This window comes from Paenibacillus sp. EKM301P (assembly GCF_011800295.1).
In the GTDB taxonomy this organism is placed as follows: Bacteria; Bacillota; Bacilli; order Paenibacillales; family Paenibacillaceae; genus Paenibacillus; species Paenibacillus polymyxa.
This window is the reverse complement of record NZ_JAALFM010000012.1, coordinates 95,583-120,129: the sequence shown is the minus strand read 5'-3', so window position 1 is coordinate 120,129 and position 24,547 is coordinate 95,583. Positions and strand designations below refer to the sequence as shown.

General features: G+C 45.0%; 17 protein-coding genes and 1 rRNA gene. 11 read left to right on the top strand and 7 right to left on the bottom strand.

The window, feature by feature from the left end; all coding sequences use genetic code 11:
* Positions 1-86 (top strand): 5S ribosomal RNA (gene rrf / locus HFD99_RS21460); the annotation flags it as partial.
* A 256-nt stretch (positions 87-342) separates the two neighbouring features.
* On the opposite strand, the gene HFD99_RS21455 is transcribed toward rrf, so the two are convergent.
* Positions 343-768: a MarR family winged helix-turn-helix transcriptional regulator gene (locus HFD99_RS21455; RefSeq protein WP_019686071.1), complete on the bottom strand. Its 426-nt coding sequence runs from the start codon at positions 766-768 to the stop codon at positions 343-345.
* A 197-nt stretch (positions 769-965) separates the two neighbouring features.
* Here HFD99_RS21455 and HFD99_RS21450 point away from each other — a divergent pair, with 197 nt between their 5' ends.
* The 4 genes from HFD99_RS21450 to HFD99_RS21435 all read left to right on the top strand — a co-directional run bounded on the left by HFD99_RS21450 (position 966) and on the right by HFD99_RS21435 (position 5,308).
* Positions 966-1,406 carry an OsmC family protein gene (locus tag HFD99_RS21450; RefSeq protein ID WP_016818391.1) on the top strand — a complete coding sequence of 147 codons (441 nt, stop codon included), beginning with the start codon at positions 966-968 and terminating at the stop codon, positions 1,404-1,406.
* A 58-nt stretch (positions 1,407-1,464) separates the two neighbouring features.
* On the top strand, positions 1,465-3,150 hold the full coding sequence (gene lpdA / locus HFD99_RS21445; protein ID WP_025363955.1) for a dihydrolipoyl dehydrogenase: 1,686 nt from the start codon (positions 1,465-1,467) through the stop codon (positions 3,148-3,150).
* A 378-nt stretch (positions 3,151-3,528) separates the two neighbouring features.
* Positions 3,529-4,713: an MFS transporter gene (locus HFD99_RS21440; protein ID WP_080690713.1), complete on the top strand. Its 1,185-nt coding sequence runs from the start codon at positions 3,529-3,531 to the stop codon at positions 4,711-4,713.
* Between the two features lie 25 nt (positions 4,714-4,738).
* Positions 4,739-5,308 (top strand): maltose acetyltransferase domain-containing protein, encoded by a 570-nt coding sequence (locus HFD99_RS21435; RefSeq protein ID WP_016818394.1) that lies wholly within the window; start codon positions 4,739-4,741, stop codon positions 5,306-5,308.
* Positions 5,309-5,426: 118 nt separating this feature from the next.
* Here HFD99_RS21435 and HFD99_RS21430 read toward each other — a convergent pair whose 3' ends face one another.
* Positions 5,427-5,981, bottom strand: a complete 555-nt coding sequence (locus HFD99_RS21430) for a helix-turn-helix domain-containing protein (RefSeq protein WP_017428683.1) — start codon at positions 5,979-5,981, stop codon at positions 5,427-5,429.
* A 112-nt stretch (positions 5,982-6,093) separates the two neighbouring features.
* Between HFD99_RS21430 and HFD99_RS21425 the strand changes: the two genes are divergently transcribed.
* The 4 genes from HFD99_RS21425 to treR all read left to right on the top strand — a co-directional run bounded on the left by HFD99_RS21425 (position 6,094) and on the right by treR (position 11,575).
* A complete protein-coding gene (locus HFD99_RS21425) occupies positions 6,094-6,675 on the top strand; it encodes a LysE family transporter (protein WP_167440999.1) in 582 nt (193 codons plus the stop codon).
* A 277-nt stretch (positions 6,676-6,952) separates the two neighbouring features.
* A complete protein-coding gene (treC, locus tag HFD99_RS21420) occupies positions 6,953-8,680 on the top strand; it encodes an alpha,alpha-phosphotrehalase (RefSeq protein ID WP_039276733.1) in 1,728 nt (575 codons plus the stop codon).
* A 105-nt stretch (positions 8,681-8,785) separates the two neighbouring features.
* Complete coding sequence (gene treP, locus HFD99_RS21415; RefSeq protein ID WP_167440998.1) at positions 8,786-10,750, top strand: PTS system trehalose-specific EIIBC component; 1,965 nt, start codon at positions 8,786-8,788, stop codon at positions 10,748-10,750.
* A 75-nt stretch (positions 10,751-10,825) separates the two neighbouring features.
* A complete protein-coding gene (gene treR, locus HFD99_RS21410; RefSeq protein ID WP_031462828.1) occupies positions 10,826-11,575 on the top strand; it encodes a trehalose operon repressor in 750 nt (249 codons plus the stop codon).
* Positions 11,576-11,697: 122 nt separating this feature from the next.
* Here treR and HFD99_RS21405 read toward each other — a convergent pair whose 3' ends face one another.
* From HFD99_RS21405 to HFD99_RS21395, 3 genes are read right to left on the bottom strand one after another with little or no spacing between them, the layout of a single operon-like run.
* Positions 11,698-12,897, bottom strand: a complete 1,200-nt coding sequence (locus tag HFD99_RS21405) for a Ger(x)C family spore germination protein (protein ID WP_103042156.1) — start codon at positions 12,895-12,897, stop codon at positions 11,698-11,700.
* A complete protein-coding gene (locus tag HFD99_RS21400; RefSeq protein ID WP_167440997.1) occupies positions 12,890-13,993 on the bottom strand; it encodes a GerAB/ArcD/ProY family transporter in 1,104 nt (367 codons plus the stop codon). Before HFD99_RS21400 ends, HFD99_RS21405 begins: the two co-directional genes overlap by 8 nt.
* A 25-nt stretch (positions 13,994-14,018) precedes the next feature.
* Positions 14,019-15,674 (bottom strand): spore germination protein, encoded by a 1,656-nt coding sequence (locus HFD99_RS21395; protein ID WP_025363963.1) that lies wholly within the window; start codon positions 15,672-15,674, stop codon positions 14,019-14,021.
* A 316-nt stretch (positions 15,675-15,990) separates the two neighbouring features.
* Here HFD99_RS21395 and nirB point away from each other — a divergent pair, with 316 nt between their 5' ends.
* A complete protein-coding gene (gene nirB, locus HFD99_RS21390) occupies positions 15,991-18,420 on the top strand; it encodes a nitrite reductase large subunit NirB (RefSeq protein WP_167440996.1) in 2,430 nt (809 codons plus the stop codon).
* Between the two features lie 39 nt (positions 18,421-18,459).
* Positions 18,460-18,789 carry a nitrite reductase small subunit NirD gene (nirD, locus tag HFD99_RS21385; RefSeq protein WP_016818404.1) on the top strand — a complete coding sequence of 110 codons (330 nt, stop codon included), beginning with the start codon at positions 18,460-18,462 and terminating at the stop codon, positions 18,787-18,789.
* Positions 18,790-18,857: 68 nt separating this feature from the next.
* Here nirD and HFD99_RS21380 read toward each other — a convergent pair whose 3' ends face one another.
* Both HFD99_RS21380 and HFD99_RS21375 read right to left on the bottom strand, forming a co-directional pair.
* The gene (locus HFD99_RS21380) at positions 18,858-20,432 is read right to left on the bottom strand and encodes an exosporium glycoprotein BclB-related protein (protein ID WP_025363965.1); all 1,575 of its coding nucleotides are present in this window, start codon (positions 20,430-20,432) and stop codon (positions 18,858-18,860) included.
* Positions 20,433-20,643: 211 nt separating this feature from the next.
* Positions 20,644-24,534 carry an immunoglobulin-like domain-containing protein gene (locus HFD99_RS21375; RefSeq protein WP_025363966.1) on the bottom strand — a complete coding sequence of 1,297 codons (3,891 nt, stop codon included), beginning with the start codon at positions 24,532-24,534 and terminating at the stop codon, positions 20,644-20,646.
* Positions 24,535-24,547: the final 13 nt, after the last annotated feature.

Sequence of the window (24,547 nt, the reverse complement as noted above, 5' to 3'; positions counted from 1 at the left end):
TACCCATCCCGAACACGACCGTTAAGCCCTCCAGCGCCGATGGTACTTGGACCGCAGGGTCCTGGGAGAGTAGGACGCCGCCAAGCAAGAAAAAAAGGCACATCCCATTAAGGGGTGTGTCTTTCTTTTTGGAATTAAGCCGATCTTAGAAATGCGATTTCATTTACGCACTTTTTTATGAAAAAAACAGTAAGATATTCATGTGCCACTACTCCTGTGCTTACTTAACCATTTACTTCTACTTTTACAGTAAGTGTAGAAGTGTAAACCAGCAATTACATGCGTGCTTTATAAGAAAAACGACCAAGAGAAGTACCTTCCTTGGTCGTTTTTCTATACTTGTTATTTCCTTGTGTTATCAACCATTCTCTGAAGCACACTCTCAAAGATATGAAGATCGTCCTGAGAGATCCCAGCAATGGTGTCTTGCTTAAACTTCTCAGCAATCGGCAGAAGCTTAAGGCAAACCTGCGTACCAAGATCGGATAATTGAATTTGTTTCATTCGTTTGTCTGCATCATCAATACTGCGAAGTAAATATCCTTCGGCTTCTAGTTTTTGTAGCAGCCGCACTACACTTGGCTCCTTAATCGACAATTCTTCTGCGAGTTCCCGTTGAGTCATGGATTTGTGTGTATTGATATAGTACATCGCAATCCATTGACTCCTAGTAATGTTATAAGGTCGAAATTCTTTCTCCAAGGCTTCCGAAAAGATTTTTCCACTACGATTGGTAATAAAAGCAAGACAATCCTCTAAGTTAAACATGGCCACACCAACCCATTCAACTGAACTATATTTCTTATACATCAACTTAAGTATAACAGACCTTTGTACTTTTCATCATATCAGATACTAACAACTAAAAAAATTACTTAGCTAACTATTGATTTTCGAAACTAAGAGTGCTACAATTTCCCTGAACAAAGTTATTTATTTCACAAAGTAAACGGGAGGTTATATTTATGTTAACTACATTTAAAGCTACTGCAAAAAAACTACCTGAAGGGTTGCAAGTGGAAGCTCAATCCAGAGGGTTCAAAATTGTGATGGATGAGCCTGAAGATTTTGGTGGAACCGACAAAGCGATGAATCCGGTTGAAGCACTGCTGTGTGCGCTTGGTGCATGTCAGTCGATCGTTGTTGCTGCTTTTGCCGAAGGCTTTGGTTTCTCATATGAAGAATTCCATGTAGAGCTGGAAGGAGATTTGGACCCGGATGGGTTCATGGGGTTAGCGGATGTTCGATGTGGATTTCAGGAAATACGTTTTGCCATGCACTTTAAAACGACAGAGAGCCAAGAAAAAGCAGAAGCTTTTGCAGCGTTTGTCGAAAAGACCTGTCCGGTTGGGGATTGTTTGGCTAATGGGGTTAAATTGGTACAAGCAGGCGTAGTCAGACATTAAATTTTTCGCTAAAAGGGCTCAATGAATTCTCTTTTGGTCGTGAAGGAGTTTGAGAATTATGGAAGTTAAAATGTCAATGATCCCTGGAGGAAAAAAAGGGAAAGCTAGCAAAAATCACGTCCAGCTCGGACAGAACGTTTCCTTTGGGGATGTACTTCTTGAGGTTGAGACAGGCAAAGGTGTTCGAGAAATTACAGCAAATGTCGAAGGAAGTATTAGTAAAATCCACTTTGAAGAAGGCGACGAAGTATCCTCTAATCAGGCCTTATTTACAATTGAAGCTGCTACCGAAGAGGGGACGTCTACAGTAGCATCACAGGCTATCAAGGTGGAACAACCTAAAGTGGATAAGAACGTGGATTTGCTAATTATTGGAGCCGGACCTGGAGGGTATGTGGCAGCGATTTATGCCTCTAAAAAAGGAATAAAGGTGGCCTTGGTGGAAAAAGAGGAATTGGGTGGCACCTGTCTTAATGTAGGTTGTATTCCAACTAAATCCCTGGTGAAGTCTTCTGAGATTTGTCACCATATCAAGGAATCGTCTTTGTTTGGTATTCATGCGGGAACAGATCTTCAAGTCGATATGAAACAAGTCATTCGTCGTAAAGATGAGATCAAAGGAAAGTTGATTTCGGGTATTGATTATTTAATGGAAAAAAATAATATTGAAATTATTCGCGGTCAAGCTGCCTTTTTATCTGCCACACAAGTAAGCGTCAAAGGACTACGACATTACCAGGTTACAGCAAAAGATATCATTATTGCGACAGGCTCCAAAATTACCAAAGTGAATATTCCTGGCATCAATCTTCCTTTTGTAATGAATAGCACCGATGCCCTTGCCTCTACTGAACTACCAAAAAGTATTACGATTATTGGCGGTGGTGTGATTGGTATGGAGTTTGCCTTCATTTATCGTAATTTCGGCGTAGAGGTTCACGTTGTAGAATTTATGGATCGTTTGTTGACCATGGTTGACAGTGATATTTCAGAAGAAATTAAACATTCGGCAGAAAATGCTGGGATTCATATCCATACCCAATCCAAGGTATCTAAAATCCAACAAGCGGACGATGGACAGGCTATTGTCACCTATGAAAACAAACAAGGTGAGCATTTGTTAGTTAGCGAGAAAGTGCTTGTTGCAATCGGACGTGAGCCCAATTTGGACGGACTGGATATTGAACAAGCGGGTATCCAGCGCAATGAGCGTGGGAAAGGCATTGCTGTTAACGAATATATGCGTACAAACGTCGAACATATCTATGCGATTGGTGATGTGACGGATATTATGCAGCTTGCCCATGTCGCCTCCCATCAGGGGATCACGGCTATTGATGCCATCATGGGTGGATCGGAAGGTATGCACTATGCTGCCATTCCCAATGTCATCTTCACTTCACCCGAAATCGCAAGTGTTGGTATATTAGAGGATCAATGCAAGCAAGAGGGAATGGATTTCAGTGTAAGCAAAGTTTCGTTCTCCAGCAATGGGAAAGCATTAACGATGAATGAATCGGAAGGCTTTATTAAATTGATAAAGGATAATGTGTCACAAAAAATTGTGGGTGGATCGATCATTGGTCCAGATGCATCATCTTTAATCAGTAGCCTGACATTGGCGATTGCCAATGAACTGACGGAGCAGCAAATCATGCAAACCGTCTTTGCTCATCCAACGACTGGAGAAGTGATTCACGAAGCCGCGTTTGGCCTTAGCATTGGAGCGCTTCATCAAGCGTAATATCAAAAATAAAAGGAATACTTCTAGTCTGAGTAAGCGGACAAGGAAGCATTCCTCTTTTATTATTGGATGTTCATGTAAGGTACATATACGAAACTGGTCATCATAATGCTTTTGGGGAGAAAGCGGAGAGGATTGACGAAGGAAGAGAGCTGTACAGATCCATTATTGTAGGAACTGGCCCTGGGGGATGGAGAAAAAGCTTGTAATGATGAAGCACTAAAAACTGGAGGCCGCTGCCCTCAGCTTATCATACTGCCCAGGTATTTTTGACAAAAAAGTGCTGGATGCGATCAGAATAATATATTATAATACTACTTATTAAAAGATTTATAAAAAGTCTCGCTAAGGAGCTCATCGATGACAGGAGAACCCTCCATGAATCCTAGGATAGTTCGTAATATTTTATTTTTGTTATTCGCTTTACCGGGTGTAGCTTTTGCTTCCTGGGTGTCCCGCACGCCTGTCATACGGGATATTTTGCATGTCTCGACTGCCGAAATGGGGATTATTATTTTTGGATTAGCCGCGGGTTCCTTATTGGGATTACTTAGTGCGGGCAATGTTATTTCTCGTATAGGTGGACGGTCGGTCATTCTGGGAAGTGCGCTTTTGATTGTGAATGGTTTTGTCATTGTAGGGTTGGGAACTGCATTTTCGCTCACGAGCATCGTGTTTGTTGGTTTGGTCATCTTTGGTGGTGGCTATGGCACAGCAGAAGTAGCTCTTAACGTCGAAGGTTCTGCGGTAGAAAATCAGTTGAATAAAACGCTCTTGCCCGCCTTTCACGGTTCGTTTAGTTTGGGGACCCTTGCAGGGGCTGTCATCGGTTCTGGAGCAGCTGCACTACACATACCTGTTGTGATTCATTTTGGAGCTATGGCTGCCATGATTGCCACGGTAACTTTGTATTTGTATCGTTATTTGCCCCACGATACAGGTAAAGAAAAGGTTATTTCTACGTACAAGGTTGGATCTAATATCAAGGTTCAGCTTGCTGTCTGGAAAGAAAGGCGAATCCTACTGATTGGTATCATCGTGCTCGGGATGGCGTTTGCAGAAGGGGCCGCGAATGACTGGCTGCCGCTAACGATGGTAGATGGTTATGGCGTGGACTCCTTAACAGGCTCCTATATGTATGGGCTATTTGTGGCAGCGATGACCATTGGACGTTTCACGGGTGGATTTATACTGGATAAATACGGCCGCGTCCCTGTGTTGAAAGGAAGTGCTGTCCTGACTGCTGTGGGTATTACTCTAGTGATCTGGGGGCAGCATGATCTCTTAGCCGGATTGGGTATCTTGCTGTGGGGGCTTGGAGCTTCACTTGGTTTTCCTGTAGGATTGTCAGCTGCAGGAGATGACCCTCATGGTGCAGCTATCCGGGTAGGAGCCGTAGCCACAATTGGTTATATTGCCTTTCTAGTGGGTCCTCCGGGATTAGGGCTTTTAGGTGAACAGGTGGGTCTCCTGCATGCCTTAATTGTAGTGCTTATTGGCGTTATGGTGGCTGGTTTGATATCGGGTGCTGCCCAGCCTGTGGGGATGAAAGAAAAGAAATGAATTAAAATATAAAGGAGATTGTTACATGTCTATGAAAACGGAAAAACAAAAGATGCTGGATGGGGAGCTGTATGTAGCTGCTGATCCTCAATTAACAAGTGAAAGAGAGTATGCGAGAAGATGTGTACGTCTCTTTAATCAGACGACGGAGGCGGATAGCGATTATCGTGAAAAGTTACTTAAGGAGCTTTTCGGATCAACGGGTGAAAATATAAACATGGAACCCAACATACGCTGTGACTATGGATACAACATCCATGTTGGGGAAAATTTCTATGCCAACTTCGACTGTACTATTTTGGATGTTTGTGAGGTGCGTATTGGAGATAATTGTTTTTTGGCCCCAGGAGTGCATATTTACACAGCGACTCATCCCATTGATCCATTTGAAAGAATCGCTGGGGCAGAGTATGGAAAGCCTGTAACGATTGGTAACAATGTATGGATCGGCGGTAGAGCTGTTATTAATCCCGGTATTACGATAGGCGATAATGTCGTAGTGGCATCAGGAGCAATAGTAACCAAGGATGTTCCAGATAATGTAGTTGTAGCTGGAAATCCAGCACGAATAATTAAGCAAATTGAAATCTCCTAAACACTATACAGGTCTAATCATTTAATATTTGTACCGATGATCCTATTAAAAGAGCTCCTTATTTTAATAGGATCATTTAATTTAAGGGCTTTTACATGTATGCTCTTTAAGAATTGAACTATACAGAGTAATAAATGATCATATTCATCCGTACCAGTGTTTCTCCCGAATTATAGTATATATGTGGACGGTCTGCTTTAAAGCGGATCGAATCTCCAGCTTTCACCGTGTACATTTCTTCGCTAACTTTTACCACCATTTCACCCTCAAATACGGTAATAAATTCTTCAGTACCCTCACGGTGTGGGGCAGAACTCAGTTCCCCGCCTGGTTCAATCTCTACGGTATAGACCTCAAAATTTCTATTTCCTTCATAGGGGAAAAACGGATACAAGCGATAGTGATTGCTTTCTTCAAGCACTTGTACTTTGCTTTTAGGAACGACTATGGCATCGGCAGGCGGCTCGCTAATCAGGGCAGTGAATGATATTTTCAGACCGTTCGCAATTTTCCATACCGTTGTAATCGAAGGATTAGATTCTCCGCGTTCAATCTGGCCGAGCATCGTTTTACTGATCCCCGTCAGGTCAGCTAATTTATCTAAACTCAATTTTCTTTCATTTCTTAGATGCTTTAGATTTTTACTTAAAATCAAATTAATATTCTCCATCATTTTTCCGCTCCCTATTGTGCTATATAAAGAACATGATGTACAATCATGAAGTACAAATGTGCTTTTCAACGCACATTTTATTCAATTATAACACACTGGAGTTGATTGTTGCATGCCGTTTATTCCATTTTTATCTTATGTACTGGTTACTAGCTTTACGCCAGGCCCCAACAATATTATGTCATTGGACAGTGCCAGGCGGTTAGGTTTGAAGAGAGCTTTTCCATTCTTACTGGGAATAACAGCAGGCTGTTTCGCTATTATGCTGTTAGCCTGCTATTTTAATCTAGCTTTATATCATTTCTTGCCTCGGGTTAAAATCTGGATGAATGTTCTTGGTAGTCTGTACATGCTTTACCTGGCAGTAAAAATAGCAAAGAGCAAATCTACTTCGGAGGATAATGACCACAATGAAGGATATTCCTTCAGATCGGGACTGCTGCTGCAATTTATCAATTTAAAAATCATTTTGTATGGTATTACGGTCATTTCAACGTTTGTAATGCCGTATGATGTGTCATATATGACAATGATAACGATCTCGTTAATCCTGGCCTGTATTGGTTTTGTAGCTGTCATGTGCTGGGCGATTTTCGGCGCCATGTTTCAACGCTTTTTGAATAAGTATGAGCGCTCCTTCAATATTATAATGGCCTTATTGCTCCTTTATAGCGCACTATCTATATGGATTTAAATAAATACCGTATTCACGATTTAAAAGATGGGTTCCTGACTTATAAGCAGGAGCCTTTTTCGTGTGAAATAGAGTTTATTGAAAGAGTCATGAAATACAATCGGACAGAATGGATGAGTTTCCTGGTCATTTAGCTGTAAAACGGGTATTACCTTAATACATAAAGTATATTGACAACTTGTATATACATGATTTAATCTTGTATATACAAGAAGTTGAAAGCGTTATATTAAATTCTTTTACGCTACTTCATTTCGTAAGAAAGGAATGAGCATGAATGGAAGCAATGAACAAGGCTTTAATTCCTGAAGATCAAGACTGGTGGCGCAAATCGGTCGTCTATCAGGTTTATCCCAAAAGCTTTAACGATACGACGGGCAAAGGAACCGGTGATATAAGAGGTCTGACACAAAAGCTGGATTATCTGCAAGGACTGGGTGTTGATATTATCTGGTTGCAGCCTGTATATGTCTCGCCACAGCGCGATAACGGGTATGATGTAGCCGATTATTGCCGGATTAATCCTGATTATGGAACAATGCAGGATTTTGAAGAATTGAGCCAGGAAATTCGGGCGCGTGGGATGCACTTGATGATCGACATCGTGGTTAACCATTCTTCCACAGAACATGTCTGGTTTCAGCAGGCGCGGCTTTCTAAGGATAATGAGTACAGGGATTATTATATCTGGCGTGACCCAGCACCCGATGGAGGACCTCCGAACAACTGGATTTCCAAGTTTGGTGGACCGGCTTGGCAGTATGACGAGGCGACAAACCAATACTTCTTGACACTGTTTGATAAGACGCAGGCGGATTTAAACTGGGAAAATCCCAAAGTTCGCCAAGAAGTTATTAATGTGCTGGAGTTTTGGGCTGAGAAGGGAGTTAGTGGCTTCCGACTTGATGTCATTAATTTGATCTCCAAGGATCGGCAATTCTCGGACGATGATGGAAGCACGGCTCCTGGGGACGGGCGTAAGTATTATACGGATGGTCCGCATGTGCATGAATACCTTCATGAATTACATGAGAAAGTATTCTCAACATATAACAGCGTCACTGTAGGGGAGATGTCCTCCACCTCACTGGATCATTGTATCCGTTATTCCAATCCAGAGAGAAAAGAATTATCTATGACCTTTAATTTTCATCATTTGAAGGTGGATTATCCTAATGGGCAAAAGTGGGAACTCATGCCTTATGATTTTGAAATGCTGAAAAGGCTATTTTCGGATTGGCAGATTGGCATGCAACAGGGTGGCGGCTGGAGTGCATTGTTTTTTAACAATCATGATCAGCCAAGAGCGATCTCTCGCTTTTTGGATGATGGTGAATACCATGTGGAAAGCGCCAAGCTACTGGCCACCACGCTACATGGACTTCAGGGAACACCTTATATATTTCAAGGTGAAGAGATTGGAATGCCCAATCCGCAGTGGTCAGATATTGAAGAGTTTCGGGATGTTGAATCGCTGAATATGTATCGTATCTTGCAGGAGCAAGGCAAAAGCGCAGAGGAAGCGTTGGATATCATTCGAGAGCGGTCCCGTGATAATTCGAGGACACCGATGCAGTGGGATAATACTCGCAATGCAGGTTTCACTACAGGCACGCCTTGGATTAAGGTAGATGAACGATATCCACATATCAACGTTCAGTCCCAGTTAGAGGACCCGGACTCGATCTATAATCATTATCGTAAGCTGATTCATCTGCGTAAGACGGTACAGGTCATCACCGATGGGGATTATCAACGCTTGGATGAAGCCCACCCTCAGGTCTATGCCTATCAACGCAGCAATGAACAGGAGACTTTGGTCGTCATCTCTAATTTTAGCGGGCAGGATGTACAGTTCCGTATACCGGATTCATTTTATTCATCATTAGATAATCAAGCAGGGGTTGCGGCTGAGCTTTTAATCGGTAATACCCAGCACGCTCCGCAGCTAAATCAGGTGGTCTCTTTGACTCCGTATGCTTCCTATATGTGGATTGTTCGTTAACCTGAGTGAATAGTATGGAAACATCTAGTAGTACCCCGGTAGTACATTTATTTTTAAGCCGGGGTGCTGCTTTAAAAATGAGCAAACGTCGAGGGAGTGGACTAGATGGCGATTGAAAGAGCACAGGTGGAAGACATTGTAAAAGCCGTTGGTGGTAAAGACAACATAGAGGCCTCTACGCATTGCGTAACTCGTCTGCGATTTGCCCTTTATGATGATAAGCTGGTCGATAAAGAAGCACTCGAACAAAATGATCTGGTCAAAGGCCAATTTTCTTCACAAGGACAGTATCAGGTCGTGATTGGTCCAGGTCTGGTGGATAAGGTATATGACGAAATGATCTCCATTACAGGAGGCAGTCGGGCTTCTAAGGACGATGTTAAAAACGCCGCTAGTAAAAAACAAAACCCGATTCAGCGTGCCATCAAGACGCTGGCAGATATCTTTATTCCGATTTTGCCCGCGATCGTGACTGCAGGTTTATTACTTGGGATCAATAATATTTTGACAGGCAATGGAATCTTTTTCGAAGGAATGTCTCTGGTTCAGGTCTACCCTCAATGGACCGACTTTGCAGCAATCATTAATACCATTGCCAGCACTGCTTTTACATTTCTACCTGCTTTGATTGGATGGTCGGCTGTTGTCCGGTTTGGCGGTAGTCCTTTACTCGGGATTGTACTGGGTTTGATTCTGGTTCATCCAGATCTACTGAGTGCATACAGCTATGCAGATGCCGTGACCAAAGGGACCGTTCCGGTGTGGGATTTGTTTGGCTGGCACGTGAACAAGATTGGTTATCAGGGACAGGTTCTACCCGTTTTGGTATCCGCTTACGTGCTCGCACAAATTGAGAAATTCTTAAATAAAAAGATAGCGGATTCATTTAAGCTGTTGCTTGTAGCACCGATTACCTTATTAGTAACAGGATTTCTTGCATTTACAGTGATCGGTCCGGTTACTTTTATGATTGGTAATGCAATTACGTCTGGTCTTGTATACGTTTTCGATTTGGCTCCTGCGCTGGGTGGCTTGATTTATGGAGGCTTTTACTCCTTGCTGGTCATTACGGGAATGCACCATACTTTCCTGGCGGTGGACGTGCAATTAATTGGTACGCAGGGTGGCACGTTCCTATGGCCGATGCTGGCACTGTCCAATATCGCTCAGGGGGCCGGAGCACTGGCCATGATGCTGGTATTGAAGGAGCAAAAGGGAAAAGGATTGGCTCTTACCTCCTCCGTATCTGCGTTTCTGGGTGTGACCGAACCTGCCATATTCGGGGTGAATATCCGGTATAAATATCCGTTTGTATTTGGAATGATCGGTTCCGGTATCGCAGGTATACTGCTCACCGTAAATCATGTGTTGGCTTCTTCCATTGGTGTAGGAGGGATTCCAGGCTTCCTATCCATTTTCCCAAACAACTGGGGCGTATTCTTCATCGGGATGGCAATTGTATTGATTGTACCGTTCGCTTTAACCTTCATGTACGGGAAACTGCTAAGTAAACGCCGTCAGACTCCTGCTACACCAGCTAACGATTCCGTACAGAAAGATTCGGGCCTTCAAAATTCTGCACTGGATGTGCTTGAAGTAAAGACCCCGGTATTGGGGCATGTGGTGCCATTGGAGCAGGTTCCTGATCCGGCTTTTGCCGAACGGCAGATGGGGCAAGGTATTGCCGTGGAACCGAGGGATGGTCGGATTCTTGCCCCTTTCAGTGGAAAAGTCATTCACATCATGGTGAAAAGCAAGCATGCCTTGATTTTGGAGCATCCAACAGGTGTACAGATACTGGTACATGTAGGAATCAACACGGTGTCATTGAAGGGAGAAGGATTCACCATGCATGTGGAGACAGGTCAAACCGTGGAGCAGGGCCAGCTACTGATGGAATTTGACCGTGAGCTGATCCAGAAATCGGGATATCCCATCATTACACCGGTTATTGTCCCCGATGGGCAGAATATGATTGAATCAGTTGAGGAATTGCCAGGTGAGGCGAACGATTTGCAATATGTCTTAATGAAAATTCATTTGAATTCTTCATCGAACAAAACGGATTAAGTCAGATTCATCCTGCTAGCCTATTTTAGTAACCTGGTCAGTGAAAGAATGCTACAATAAATGTGGTGATGAAAATTGACTAAGAATATATTTTTGCAAATTTATCAAGAGTACTCGGGACGAATCCAGACAGGCGAATTGGCTCCTGGTTCGAAAATGCCCTCTGAAAATGAATTGGCCCGGGAGTATGACACTTCTCGTGAGACCGTGCGTAAGGCACTTCACTTGCTTGCACAAAATGGGTATATCCATAAAATAAAGGCTAAAGGATCTTTTGTTCTGGATATAGGACGGATGGATTTTCCCATAGGGGGATTGGTCAGTTTCAAAGAAATGTCTGAGCGTATTGGGCGTAAATCACAAACGATTGTTCATGAAAATCAGTTGATTCCCGTTCCAGATGATATAGCTACTCATCTTGAGATTGACAAAGACAAGTATTTGGTCTGGAAAGTCATTCGTGCACGTGAAATAGAAGGTGAATGTGTCATACTGGATAAAGACTACTTTCGATCAGACATTGTCCCCGTGCTTACCGAGGAAATTAGTCGTGAATCTATCTACGAGTACCTGGAAGGGGAACTCCATCTTCAAATCAGTTATGCTAAAAAGATCGTTTCTGTAGAAGATGCAGATGAAGAAGACCGTAAGCTGATGGACCTCCAAAACTATACTCATGTGGTTGTAGTCCGTAACTATGTTTATCTGGAAGACACCACATTGTTCCAGTATACTGAATCAAGGCATCGGCTGGATAAATTTCAATTCGTCGATTTTGCCAGACGTTCCCACGGTGAAGAGAGGAAATCTGAGTTTTTAAGCTGACCCATTAGAGTTGACCCAAGAACGAGTGATTAAATTGGAATAGTCCACTGTGGTGGAAAACCCCTCTTCTAAAGAAGAGGGGTTCTTTTTTGACTCCAGGACAAATTTTGAGTAGATGTTGACTATTCGGCTGAGGAACCTAAATCCGTAATGGTTAGCTTAACATCGAAGGTTACAGGGATTTTACTGAATTTATAATCCCAATCATCTTTTACTTTTTTCCACACCTGTGGTTTTTCAATTTTCAAGTGATCACCAAAACCAGCAACATCGACTTTATATTCGGATTGTAATTTGTGCATAAGAGATTTAACCCTTCTAGTCACTTGTTTTTCAAACTCTAGCTCAGCTTCTTTCATGTTTCGCGTCTCAGTTGGGTCTACCTTCTCATCCCAGTTTTCGATTAAACGTCCTTTGGATTCAATTTTTACGTGAAAAGAGATGTCATCGCCATCGGCCACTTTAGTTGTTATTTTGCTCTTTACCGATTTGATTTCATAAGTTATGGCTTCATTTCGCTTGTCATACGTTTTGACAGCTCCGCCCTCAACATCACCCTTAATCCATCCAATACTTTCCACGTCTTGTTGTCCCAAAGTACCGATCCAGTGGCCGGTTTCTCCTTTAATAATACCAGCCCCTGAAAATTCTAATTCCCCATCGGATTCAATGATGTTTTGCAGTATATAGCTTTTTTTGGAGTGCATCATCCCATCCAATTCAGACAAATTGACCCCCCTCATTACCTTGCTGGTTCTGAAATGGTTACGAAGCATATACAGAATATGAATGGATGGGACTTCTTCCTTATATTTGGTAACTAAAGTATTAGCTGCTCTTCCCTTGCTTAAGAAGACCAAACAACTCGGGCGAATATCATTATCACGAAGCACAAAATCCATCAATTGCTGCATCGTCTGTTGTTTTGCCAGTTCGGTGGAAACCACCATGACCTTTAGATGGTGACCAATAACGGGGCGATCCAAACGGAGAGAGAGTTGGCGGAAGATTTCAAGCAAAGAATCTCCTGTGCCAGTTATGTTGTTATAGTTTGGCTCTTGTCCCCCTCCTCCGCCTTGCTGGCTTGGGCCTCCAGATGATTTTTTGGGAACGATTTGTACACTGGCCGTAATTTTATTTTTCTTGAAGTAGCGGCTGCCTTTCTTCTCCAGCTCCTGTTCCAATGGACTTAGCTCCCCCTTATCCAGAGAAAGTCCTGTATATATGCTTAGTTCTTCTACTTCTTTGCTGCTCCAGCAGCCGACTTGAGTAACCAGCAGAATGAAGGCAAGCAGCACGGATAGGATAGATCGTCTAGACATTTTGCTTCATTCCCTTCTTCCTGATCATGAACACGATGGAGAGAAATACCGGAATCATAAGAAATAATATGATTCCCATGTATCCGATCGCATCGCCAAGGCGAAACACTTCCATCATACGAACAGGAGTCATCGTGGAGATAAAGATAAGCGGAATTAAACCGAAAATCGCATAACGATATTTAAGACCAAACACCTGTGAGACACCTAAGGTTGCATTGAAGAAAAAACTGCAGAAATTACAAAACATTTGCATCACCCAGATCACCAGCAGTGGAAACTCCAGCCGTTCAAAAAGAAATCCGGGGATCTCAAAACTGCGCATCAAATTAATAGTAGGCCAAGTACTTGTCACAGTAGAATCTACCGATAGCCCGCCGATCACCATAACTACGGTCAAAAAATACAAAACTAAAGGGATACCGATACCCACTGCCATGGCCTTAAATGCTTTTTCGGGGTGCTGCATAAAAGCGACCAGTGTCATGACGACTTCACATCCAGAGAAGACAAGAATAGTCGATTTCAGCCCCTTGATGACGGGTAAAATTCCGTCACTCAATACGGGACGAAGATGATCAATTTGGAAGATTCTTAAGCTAAAGACAAAACAGAGAAGCAGAAAGAAGAGACTGATCGGAAGTATAATCTGGTATAGCCGCGCGATGGAATTAATGCCTCCAAACACCAAATAACTCCCTACCCAGATGAATGGAATCACAATCGCCCAGATGGGTGTGCCTTCAAGTAGAAAAAACATGGTTACTTCAGCCAACACACGGATCTCGAATCCAGCTATGATTATAAAGTATATAATTAATAGCACACTTAAGAATCCTCCCGGAACAGTACCTACAATTCTTCTGGAGTATTGATATATAGTGTTTCCGGGAAACTGTTGACTTAATTTCACCATAACCCAGACGACGAAGATGACAATAGCTCCACCGATGAGGACAGAAAGCCATGCATCAGGAGTTTGTACTTGTTCAGTTACACCTCTCGGCAGTGTCAATATCCCTGCGCCCAATACGGTATTGGTCAGGAATACAGCCCCTTGCTTCGTTGTGATTTTATCATCAGAGCGTCTAAACACAGTGGCTCCTCCTTCGTATTGGGCATCATGATCTACGCTTGCGTTGTTGTGTTTTCATCATGACAGGTCTTCGTTTCATCAGAGAAATAGGGGCTCGGATGTACAGATCCTTCCAGTCACTTGGACGCATAGGGGAAAAGGGAGTTACATATGGTACACCAAAGCTTTTCAACTTCGTCAGATGGATACAAATTAACAGAAAGAACAATATGGTTCCAAACATGCCCAGCATTGCTGCAAAGAACATTCCGACAAAACGCAAAAGGCGTAAGGTAATGCCCGCACTGTATGTCGGTATCGAAAACGATGAAATGGCAGTAACCGCAACCACAATCACTAGGAATGGGCTAACGATGCCCGCATTTACAGCAGCGTCGCCGATAACCAAGCCTCCCACAATGCCCATCGCAGGGCCAATGGGTTTGGGCAGGCGAATGCCGGCCTCTCGCAGAATTTCGATAGAGATTTCCAAAATCATAACTTCTATAACGGATGGGAAAGGGACGCCTTGACGGGTTCCGATAATGCTAATGACCAGCTTGGTCGGAATTAAACCGGGATGAAACGATATAAAAGAAATGTACAGAGCAGGCCCCATAAGCGCTATAAAAGCCCCGCTAAACCGTAGCAGACGTAATAGTGTCCCCGGAATCCATCGCTCATAATAGTCCTCGGGAGATTGAAGCAGCATACTGAAGGTCACCGGGACAATAAGTGCAAAGGGAGTACCATCCAGTAAGATCGCTATTCTTCCCTCCAACAAAGCATTAATAACACGGTCAGGACGCTCTGTATTATGAGCCTGTTGGAACGGACTTAAATAATTGTCTTCGATGAGTTGTTCCACATACCCGGATTCAGGTAAAAAATCCATGTCTATTTTTGATATTCTGCGGCTTACTTCTTCAAGAAGGTCCGGATTCACAATATCCTTTATATACGCGATAACCAGATCTTTTTTGATTCTGCTGCCCACTTGAAATTTCTTCATTTCCAGACTTTTATTTAAACCCTGGCGTCGAAGCATCGAAGTGTTTTCACTCAATACTTCCGTAAAACCGATTCTGGGACCCCGAAGCAATGCTTCAGAGGTTGGTTCATTGACGGAGCGAATAGCGCCATTAGGAGGGCCCACCAGTAGCGCTTCCTTCATTCCTTCAATTAATAGGGCGGTATGACCTAAAAGGATGAACTCGTACAGTTCCTCCATACGGGTAACTTCACTAATTTGCGTAAGTGGCATCAGGCTTTCTTTTATAAAAGAGTTACTTAACCCTTCCGGTTGTTCCTGTTGATCCTGACCCTGCTGGCCCTCAAACATCAAGACCTCTAATACCTGCTCGCTCATAAGCTTTTCATCCTGCATACCATCTATGAAGACTAACATGGACCGAGCATGAAATTTCTTCACCATAAACTCACGAAAATGCACATCACTATTTTCGCCAATAGCTTCACGAATTGCCTGTAAGTCGGAATCATAATTTCCTGTAATTTTAGAGCTCGGTTCATGCTGCTGATCCATGGGACCTTCGTTATGTTTGGATTTGGCTCCCTTACTGCCGACAAACGAATAAATCGAGGTGTTTATATAATAAATTCCTAAAGGAATAATCAACGCGAGGCCAGCTTGAAAGAGTGTATTCCAGCTAGGAAGATAAGTAATGATTTTAGACCACATGATGATTACCTCCAAACAATTCAATTCGTTTTCCCATAAGATATAAGTTGTTCATAAAGTATTCCTTATAAAGGCTGTATTTACACATGAATTGGAAAGATTCATTCGAAGAACTGTATCATTTCCGGCTCTTACCGTTATCCCTTGAAGTTGAATAGGGAAATCCCTAATTATTCTTAATTTTAACTACATTGTGATCCAAATCACATATAGACCTATCTGCTGTATTAAAATAGAAGCATAAACAGAATTTCATAGGAACGTTGGAGATGTCGTCGGATAGGGAGTATCGTCGAATGAATGGAGGAACCGGTATATGATAAACAGTAAAAAGAAGCTTGTGGTTATAGGGAACGGGATGGCTGGTATCAATACGGTCGAACAAATTTTAAAATTAACAGATAAATATGAAATTACAGTCCTGGGAAGTGAGCCGCATCCGAACTATAACAGGATCATGCTCTCTTATGTGTTGGAAGGTAGTAAAACAATAGATGATATCATACTGAACGATTTGCAATGGTATGCGGATCAAGGGATTACTTTATATACAGGAAAAATGGTTAAAAGCATCGACGGTGAGCACAAGAAGATTCTCACCGAAGACGGACTGGAAATTGATTACGATGTGGCTTTGGTGGCTACTGGTTCACAATCGTTTATTCTGCCTATTCCGGGTAAAGAACTACCGGGAGTTATTGGTTTCCGAGATATCGCCGATTGCTCGGCCATGCTGGAAGCAGCGAAGACCTATAAAAAGGCGGCTGTCATTGGCGGAGGTCTATTGGGGCTGGAGGCAGCTAAAGGCTTGGTCAACCTAGGAATGGATGTTACGGTCGTTCACTTAATGGAAGATTTGATGGAACGTCAGCTGGACCGGGAAGCCTCTGCGATGTTGAAAGCAGAACTGGAACGTCAGGGAATCAAGTTTGCTATGCAAATGCAAACTGCGGAAGTGTACGGTCAAGATCGGGTACAAGGACTGCGCTTCTCGGATGGAAGCGAGCTGGAAGCAGATTTGGTCGTAATGGCCGTCGGAATCAAGCCTAATATCCAGGTAGCTGTGGAAAGTGGTATGGAAACGAACCGTGGGATTGTGGTCGATGATTTGATGAGAACCTCCTTGCCGGACGTATATGCCGTAGGGGAATGTGTTGAACACCGTGGGGTCTGCTACGGTCTGGTAGCTCCGCTGTTTGAACAGGGAAGTGTAATTGCCAAACATTTGGCAGGCGCGGATACCGAAGGTTATGCAGGATCGGTAGTTTCCACCAAGCTCAAAATTTCAGGGGTGGATGTTTTCTCAGCTGGCGAATTCATAACCCAGCCTGAACATACGGTGATTGTAGCAAAGGATGAGTGGAAGCGCACATACAAAAAAGTGCTGCTTCGTGATAATAAAATTGTGGGGACTGTACTGTTCGGCGATGTGAGCGAATCTGCTAGTCTTCAAAAGTATGTGCGTCAGCAAACGCCAATGACAGATGAAATATATGGACAGCTTATGGGTACTGGATGCAGCAATCACGGGGCGAAAACATCATCCGCTGAAACGATGGCCGATGACGAAATTGTGTGTGGCTGTAACGGTGTAACTAAAAAGGCGATTGTGGATGCAATTAATGAAAATGGACTAACCACAGTCGACGAAATTAAGGCATGTACCGGAGCTACGCGTTCCTGTGGTGGATGTAAGCCAGTGGTTGAGCAAATTTTGCAATATGTTCTTGGAGACAGCTTCAAGACGTCAGCCAAGCAAGGAATATGTGGTTGTACAACATTGAGCCGGGATGAGATTGTGGAAGCGATCAAAACCAAAGGGCTGACAACTACGCGTGAAGTGATGAATGTACTGGGTTGGCATAATGATGAAGGATGCTCCAAATGCCGTCCGGCGCTGAATTATTATTTAGGGATGATTAACCCAGATACCTATGAAAATGAGGGAGATTCCCGCTTTGTAAATGAGCGATTGCATGCGAACATTCAAAAAGACGGAACGTTTACAGTGGTGCCAAGAATGTACGGCGGTGTAACGACTCCAGAGGATCTGAAGAAAATAGCTGATGTTTCTCTTAAATACAACGTTAAAGTCGTTAAAGTAACTGGGGGACAGCGGCTGGATTTGATTGGTGTCCGTAAAGAAGATCTGCCTAAAGTGTGGGAAGAACTCGATATGCCTTCAGGATATGCCTACGCGAAATCACTTCGTACGGTTAAAACCTGTGTTGGATCGCAATTTTGCCGTTTTGGTACACAGGATTCGATGGGAATGGGTGAAGTGCTGGAACGGAAATTTGAACGACTGGATTTCCCAGCAAAATTCAAATTAGCAGTTAATGGCTGTCCACGCAACTGTGCGGAATCATGTACAAAAGATATCGGAATCGTAGGCAATGACGGGGGCTGGGAGATCTTTATCGGTGGAAACGGCGGTATTAAAGCACGGTTGGCTGATTCACTCTGTAAAGTAAAAACGGACGCTGAACTGATTGATATTGTAGGAGCCGTGATGCAGTTCTATCGGGAAACAGGGCAATATCTAGAACGTACTTCGGAGTGGGTGGAACGGATCGGTTTGGAAGAGATTCAGAAGGTTGTCGTTCACGATACCGCTAATCGACAAGCTTTAGTAGAACGTATTGAATTTGCACTACAACAGGTCGAAGACCCGTGGAAAAAGATCATCAATGATGAGGATACACGTAAAAATCTATTTGAAGTTGTCACTCCATCTATTGTGTAATTGTATCTAAAATGCCTGAGGAAGGGAGCAATCAAGCAAATGATCAAGAATGCCGAATGGCTTGTCGTCGGTCACAGTAAGGATTTTCCGACTAGAATAGGACGTACCATCCACATCAAAGGGACTGAAATTGCTGTTTTCCGTACTTCGGAGAATGAGCTATATGCTGTTGAAAATATCAACCCACATCCCAAAGGAGGTCCTCTTACAGAGGCGATAGTATCGGGACATTATATTTATGATCCTTTGTATGACTGGAAAATTGATTTGCGGACGGGTACCGTTCAAGAGCCCGATCACGGGCAAATTAAAACGTTCGCCGTCTGTGAAGAGGGAGAAGAAGTGAAAATATCGCTCGAAACGGTTTAATTTATTTGAAGGAATAAAAATAAAAAGGGCTCGACAGGAATAATCCTGTGGGCCCTTTTCGTTTTGGATTAGGTAATGGTAACGCCTGCACTTGCGTAGCCCACCACGGTATTAACGAGAGAAATTCCTGTAGCTGTGGCAGAGAAAACCATAAGCAGACGGGTTTGTGCGGTTACGGGTATTGCCAACCCAGTAGCAATACCACTAGAAGTCGTTCCTAATGCAACGATGTCAGTTAGCGGGGGGGTCAATGTAACGGTAGCTCCGGGAACGGCTATAAAGGTGTTATTAGGTGTCGGGGAACTAAACAACTGGGCAGTAATGCTAACGGATGATCCCAAGAGGGTTAGAGCAGCAGTTGTACTGAAATATCCGGCAATGGATGTGATTACACCACCCCGTGGAACGGAGAAAGCAAAGTTAATGACTGATCCTACAAGCGTACCTGTGAGATCAATGATACCGCCTACGAGACTAATGCCTGTTGCTGAGCTTCCAAAGCCGATTAAACTTGTGGTTCCAACCAGTCCGCCGGCAATGGTTGTCAAAATTGCTGGTCCACCCGAAGCAAATGGGATGATTGCGCCCGAACCGGTTGCTCCAGTAACGCCTGTAACCCCTGTGGCTCCGGTAGCTCCGCCAACACCTGTTGCGCCCGTGGCTCCGGCGAGTCCGGCCGCGCCCACCGCGCCCGGCAGGCCATCGGCGCCAGTCGCTCCAGTGGCTCCAGCAGGCCCGACCGCGCCCACCGCGCCCGGCAGCCCATCGGCGCCGGTCGGTCCCGTGGCTCCAGCGGGTCCGACCGCGCCCACCGCGCCCGGCAGGCCATCAGCGCCGGTAGGTCCCGTGGCTCCAGCAGGACCGACCGCGCCAACTGCACCCGGCAGCCCATCGGCGCCAGTCGGTCCCGTAGGGCCTGTTACACCTCCGGGAGGTCCAGCAGGCCCTTCAGGTCCGGCGGCCCCGATGGGCCCTGCGGCTCCGACAGGCCCGGCAGGTCCAGCGGCACCTACAGGTCCAGCAGCTCCCGGAGGCCCAGCAGGTCCAGCAGGTCCTTCAGCTCCGACAGGCCCAGCGGCACCTACAGGTCCTGGAGACCCGGGAGGTCCTGGAGGGCCCGGCACACCTGCTGGACCAGGCGCACCACCAGGCCCCACAGGTCCCGGAGGCCCTTGTGGGCCGGGCTCCCCTGACAAATACGGTTCACTTAGTGCGTTGCTAACCGTCGTTCCCGCAGTTCTGATTGCACGGATTAAACTGTCTTTAAGAGTTGGACTGAGGGATTCCTGTAGAACGATGGACAATAGGGCATCCAACAGTTGCTGTAATGTAGTACCTACGCTGATCGGAGAGAAAGGCGTGGCTTCTAACGCTACTATAGCAAGCTCCAACGCCGCCAGTAAATCTGCCCTAGCCCCGCCTCTAAGTCTTAAACTTTTCGCCATAGACAGTAATTGTCTTAAAATCTGTTGCAATAAAGATACATTAGCCGCAGAAGGGTTTGCGAATACAAGTGGGATGATCGAGGTCAATTCATTAATAAGCTTGAGAAGCGTTTCGATACTTCTAATATCTCTTGATGGTTTGCAGTCCTCATCTTTTTTTGAAGCACCACTGAACCTGAACGGTCTTTTATGTTTCATGCTCAAGTATCTCCTCCTCATTCTGCCTACTGTAGAGGTGACAGATGGTTAATCGCCCCGTTTTACAGATATTCATAATATATTTATTGAAGTGAAAAGGGTGAATACACAAGCAAAGCTTAATAAAATATTGATAACAAAAGCGCGGTTCCCAAATGCCTGGGACCGCGCTTTAGTGTGTAGTCTATTAGATTATATGTCTTCGGCAGATTTATTTGAAAATTCGTACCAGCAGTTCAGCCATCTCGCCTCTGCTAATGGCGGCTTTCGGTTTGAGCGTTCCATCAGGATACCCGCTGATCCAACCCGAGCCTATGGCTTTCTCGAATGCTGTGGAAGCCCAGGAAGCAATCTGCTGATCATCCTTGTAGGATTGCAGTCCAGTAGGACTGGAAATGGATGTCTGATTCTGTATCGCGTGTGACAGGATCACCATCGCCTGTTCACGGGTAAGGCTCTCATTAGGTCCGAACGTCTGAGCAGTTAGCCCTTGAATCCATCCCTGACGGTAAGCGGCATCCACGGCCGATCCAGCCCAGTGCCCCTTCATATCTGTAAATGAGGTAGACAGGCTCTCGTCTCCAGTAGTTCCTAAAGCCCTGATCAATGTGGCTACAAATTCTGCACGGCTCACCGCACGCTCAGGGCGCATGTTGCCGTCTTTATAGCCCTGCATCCAGCCTTTGGCTGCAAGAGATTGTAGGGACTTCGCTGCCCAGTGACCTTGTAGGTCCGGCCATACCTGAGCTGGTTCTTGTGAATCTGACGAATGGAGTGGGTCATTTTGTACACGGGTCTGATCTACCTGAGACGCGTTCGTAGAGACGGCAGCGGCAAAGGTACCTAATCGAGACGTATTCAGACTCACACCCGACAAAATCCCTTGTGAATTCACCACAGCAGTACCTTTTAGAATCTCACGTTCACCATTTTCATACATCACAAGAATGGAGAATTGAGGTTCAACATTTTGCAATTCACTTGAGGATACGCTATCCAGCGGCAGAACGATGGACGAATTCCCTGTCACGTTAGCTTTAATTTCTACAGCCGGCCCTATCAGCTTCAGGTTGGGTTGCTGCTCGGCCCAATCGCGAAATTGCTGATCTGCCTGCTGGAATGACATGGTGACGTCCTGCTGACCTGAGGCGGCCATGCTGGTTAGTGTGTCACTGGATACCATCAGCGTCCCATATTGGGATATCACTGAAGCTCCGAGCTGATCCCATTTATTTAGTACAGAATGAGTGAGGAGAACACGACTCATTTGCTTTTCCTGCTCCAAACGAATGTCAGCGTATGCCTTGCCTTCACGAAGTGCTTGTTGGATCTGTTCATCCAGGAATGCCGCAGGAGGAACAAAGAGGGAGACTGTTTTCCCTTGCTCTAAAAATCCTATCTGTTGTATGCCAGCAGACAGATCCTGATCCTCATTTTTATCTTTGTTAGACTTGCCTGTGTCCACACTTACTTTGGCAGGGACGATGACTTCTATGGCCTGCGTCAAAGCATGAGAACCATCACTTACCTTCATGACATTCAGCATGACAGTGACAACGGAAGGAGTGTCTGCTTGAACAATAGTTCCGTCTGTACGCACAATGTCTGGCTGACTACTGCTGCTGATGGTCACACGGAAGCCATTAGGTACGGCAGGCAACCTAAGCAGTGTATCACTTGTTGTAGGAGCAGGTATGCTTGTGATGGAATCCGCGACACGCTGCGCGGTTAATCCTTGCGGATACACTAGCCCTGAGGGAGCGCTCTTCATGCCATTTACGTTCTGCAGCACATAGAAGCTGGCTCCTTCGGGTACAGGTGTAAATGTATATTTTCCCTCACTCGAAGCGATTCCTTCCGCTATAAGCTCCTGCTGGGCATTATACAGCTCAAGCCGTGCGCTCGGTAAAGCGCCTGTGACAATCACAGAGGCAATATCCTCGTCGCCTGCTGCGGCTGCAACAGCACGGGGCAACACGTTTATACGGCGTTCTGCCGGTTCTGCGGTCCAACTTCCATTGTCGCTATAAGCATAGTTCAATACGTATACACCAGGTACATTCGTATCGACATTGCCGATCCCTGAAAGATCGGGGACCAGGATATTGCCGTATACACTGTCCAATACACTGGCTCCCGGATCCGTGAAGCTGTCGCCGGTTTCCAAAACAATTGGATTATTGCCGTTCAGTCGTACATAAGGTGTATTCGGCAATGCTTTCAGCACGGTGATCGTGAATGTTCTTTGGACAGAAGCTATGCCTTTAGAAATCATAGCAATTAACTGTACATTCATATCACCGTCTGTATATTTAGGCCGATTTACCTGACCACTATCACTGAGGATATCCGGTTGATCCGAGGACCAGTCGATCTGGGTATCAAATGCCCCTGTACGAGGCAGGGCGATGGAATCCTTAATCCCTTGCGGGTAATCCAGATTCAGTGTATTTGCCGCCAAATTCACTGCTTCATCAGCGCTTACGGGCAATGCAGGTACGAGCAGACTGAAGGTTTTTCGAAGCTCAACCCCACCTCTTGACACAACCGCCTCCAGCGTGATGGTCTGATCGCCCTGTACATAGGTTGGGAATGTTACATGTCCAGTATGATCCAGGAACTCAGGTTGACTCGACGCCCATGACACCTGAACACCATTCAGCGCATCCTTTGCCAAATATACGTCTCCGGTTACTGTCGTTAGCGGTAGTTCTAGTGCTCTGTATGCTGCGTCCACGGCTTCAGTGTCGCTCATCGGCAGACGGAGTACGTGTGCAGTAAAATCCTTTGTTTTCGTTAAGCCTGCAAGTTGCAGGGTAGCCGTTAGGGTAACGTCCGTATCTCCACTACTATAGGAAGGTCTGGTAAGTGTTCCATCTGCTGCAATGACAAGAGGTTTGGACGAGGACCATTCGATCTGCACTCCACCATAACTGGAGAGAGGGAGAGATACATTTTGTTGTACCGCAGACAAATCACCAAGCGATAGGGCATCTGCTGCTTGATTTAATGTATCTTGAGCAGTCATCTTTGAAACGGTAACTTCGAAAGTTTGGGTATCCGAGGCAGTTCCTTTCGCAATCGTTGCTGTCAGTTTTACTTTTTGGTCACCCAGGTCGTATCGCGGGCGTATTACAGTTCCTTCGTTCGTAATGACGGCAGGAGTATCCGAACTCCAGCTCACCGTTGTATCATTCAACCCAGTGAGTGGCAGTGTCAGCTTTTGGGATACCGACTCTACTGTATCACCAGGTGCTAGACCTAGAGCGAGCGCGGCTTTTGCCTGTGCAACTCTCTCGGCATCGGTAAGTATGGTCACTTTGACCTCTGAGGGAGTGCTCTCCCCCTTAGCATTCACGGCCTGAACCGTGTAAACTGCTTCACCTGGCGGCAATGCTGATGTGTCTATGAACTGGGTTAAGTTGCCTGTATAGAGCGTTATACCATCACGCACGACTTTGTAGGAAGTTGCATAAGGAACGGCATCCCAGCTTAACTCCACCGTATTTCCATTTTTAGTACCTGTAAAATGACCCGGAGCCTGTGGAATGGGGAGTCGTTCCCCATAAGCTGCGAATTCCATGATGGAGGCCCATTGATTGTTTCTTGCATTTCCTTGATCAATATATAATCGAAAGTATCGTGTAGTTACAGGAGTAATGCTCTTTTGAAAATTAGAGCTCACATTATTCTGCACAGTATCCACAGTCGCCCAATTAAATCCGTTGCTACTCGTCTGCAATCGGAAACTGTATGGATCACGTTCATCGTTCCATCCATAATGGACACCCATACCTGTAACAACGTATCGATCTACGATATACCAGTCTCTCAGATCTACCTCGATCCATTTTTCACCGTTGCTGGCTTGATACCAGCGGCTTGTCGGTTCGATTGACCCATCCACAGCCTTGGAGGGATCATAGGGCTGGGTGTAGCCACTTGATGTTGTTGGTTTGTTAAGCACTACATTTTCCCAACCGGCAGCATTGGTTTCATTCGTCCCTATGAGCAAAGCCGCACCGCTGATAAATGGCAGCAGTGGAATCAGCACACGGTAGGGTTTTAACTTGTTGCGTGTGAAGTTATTTCCTTCGAGCACGCTATCACCTCTT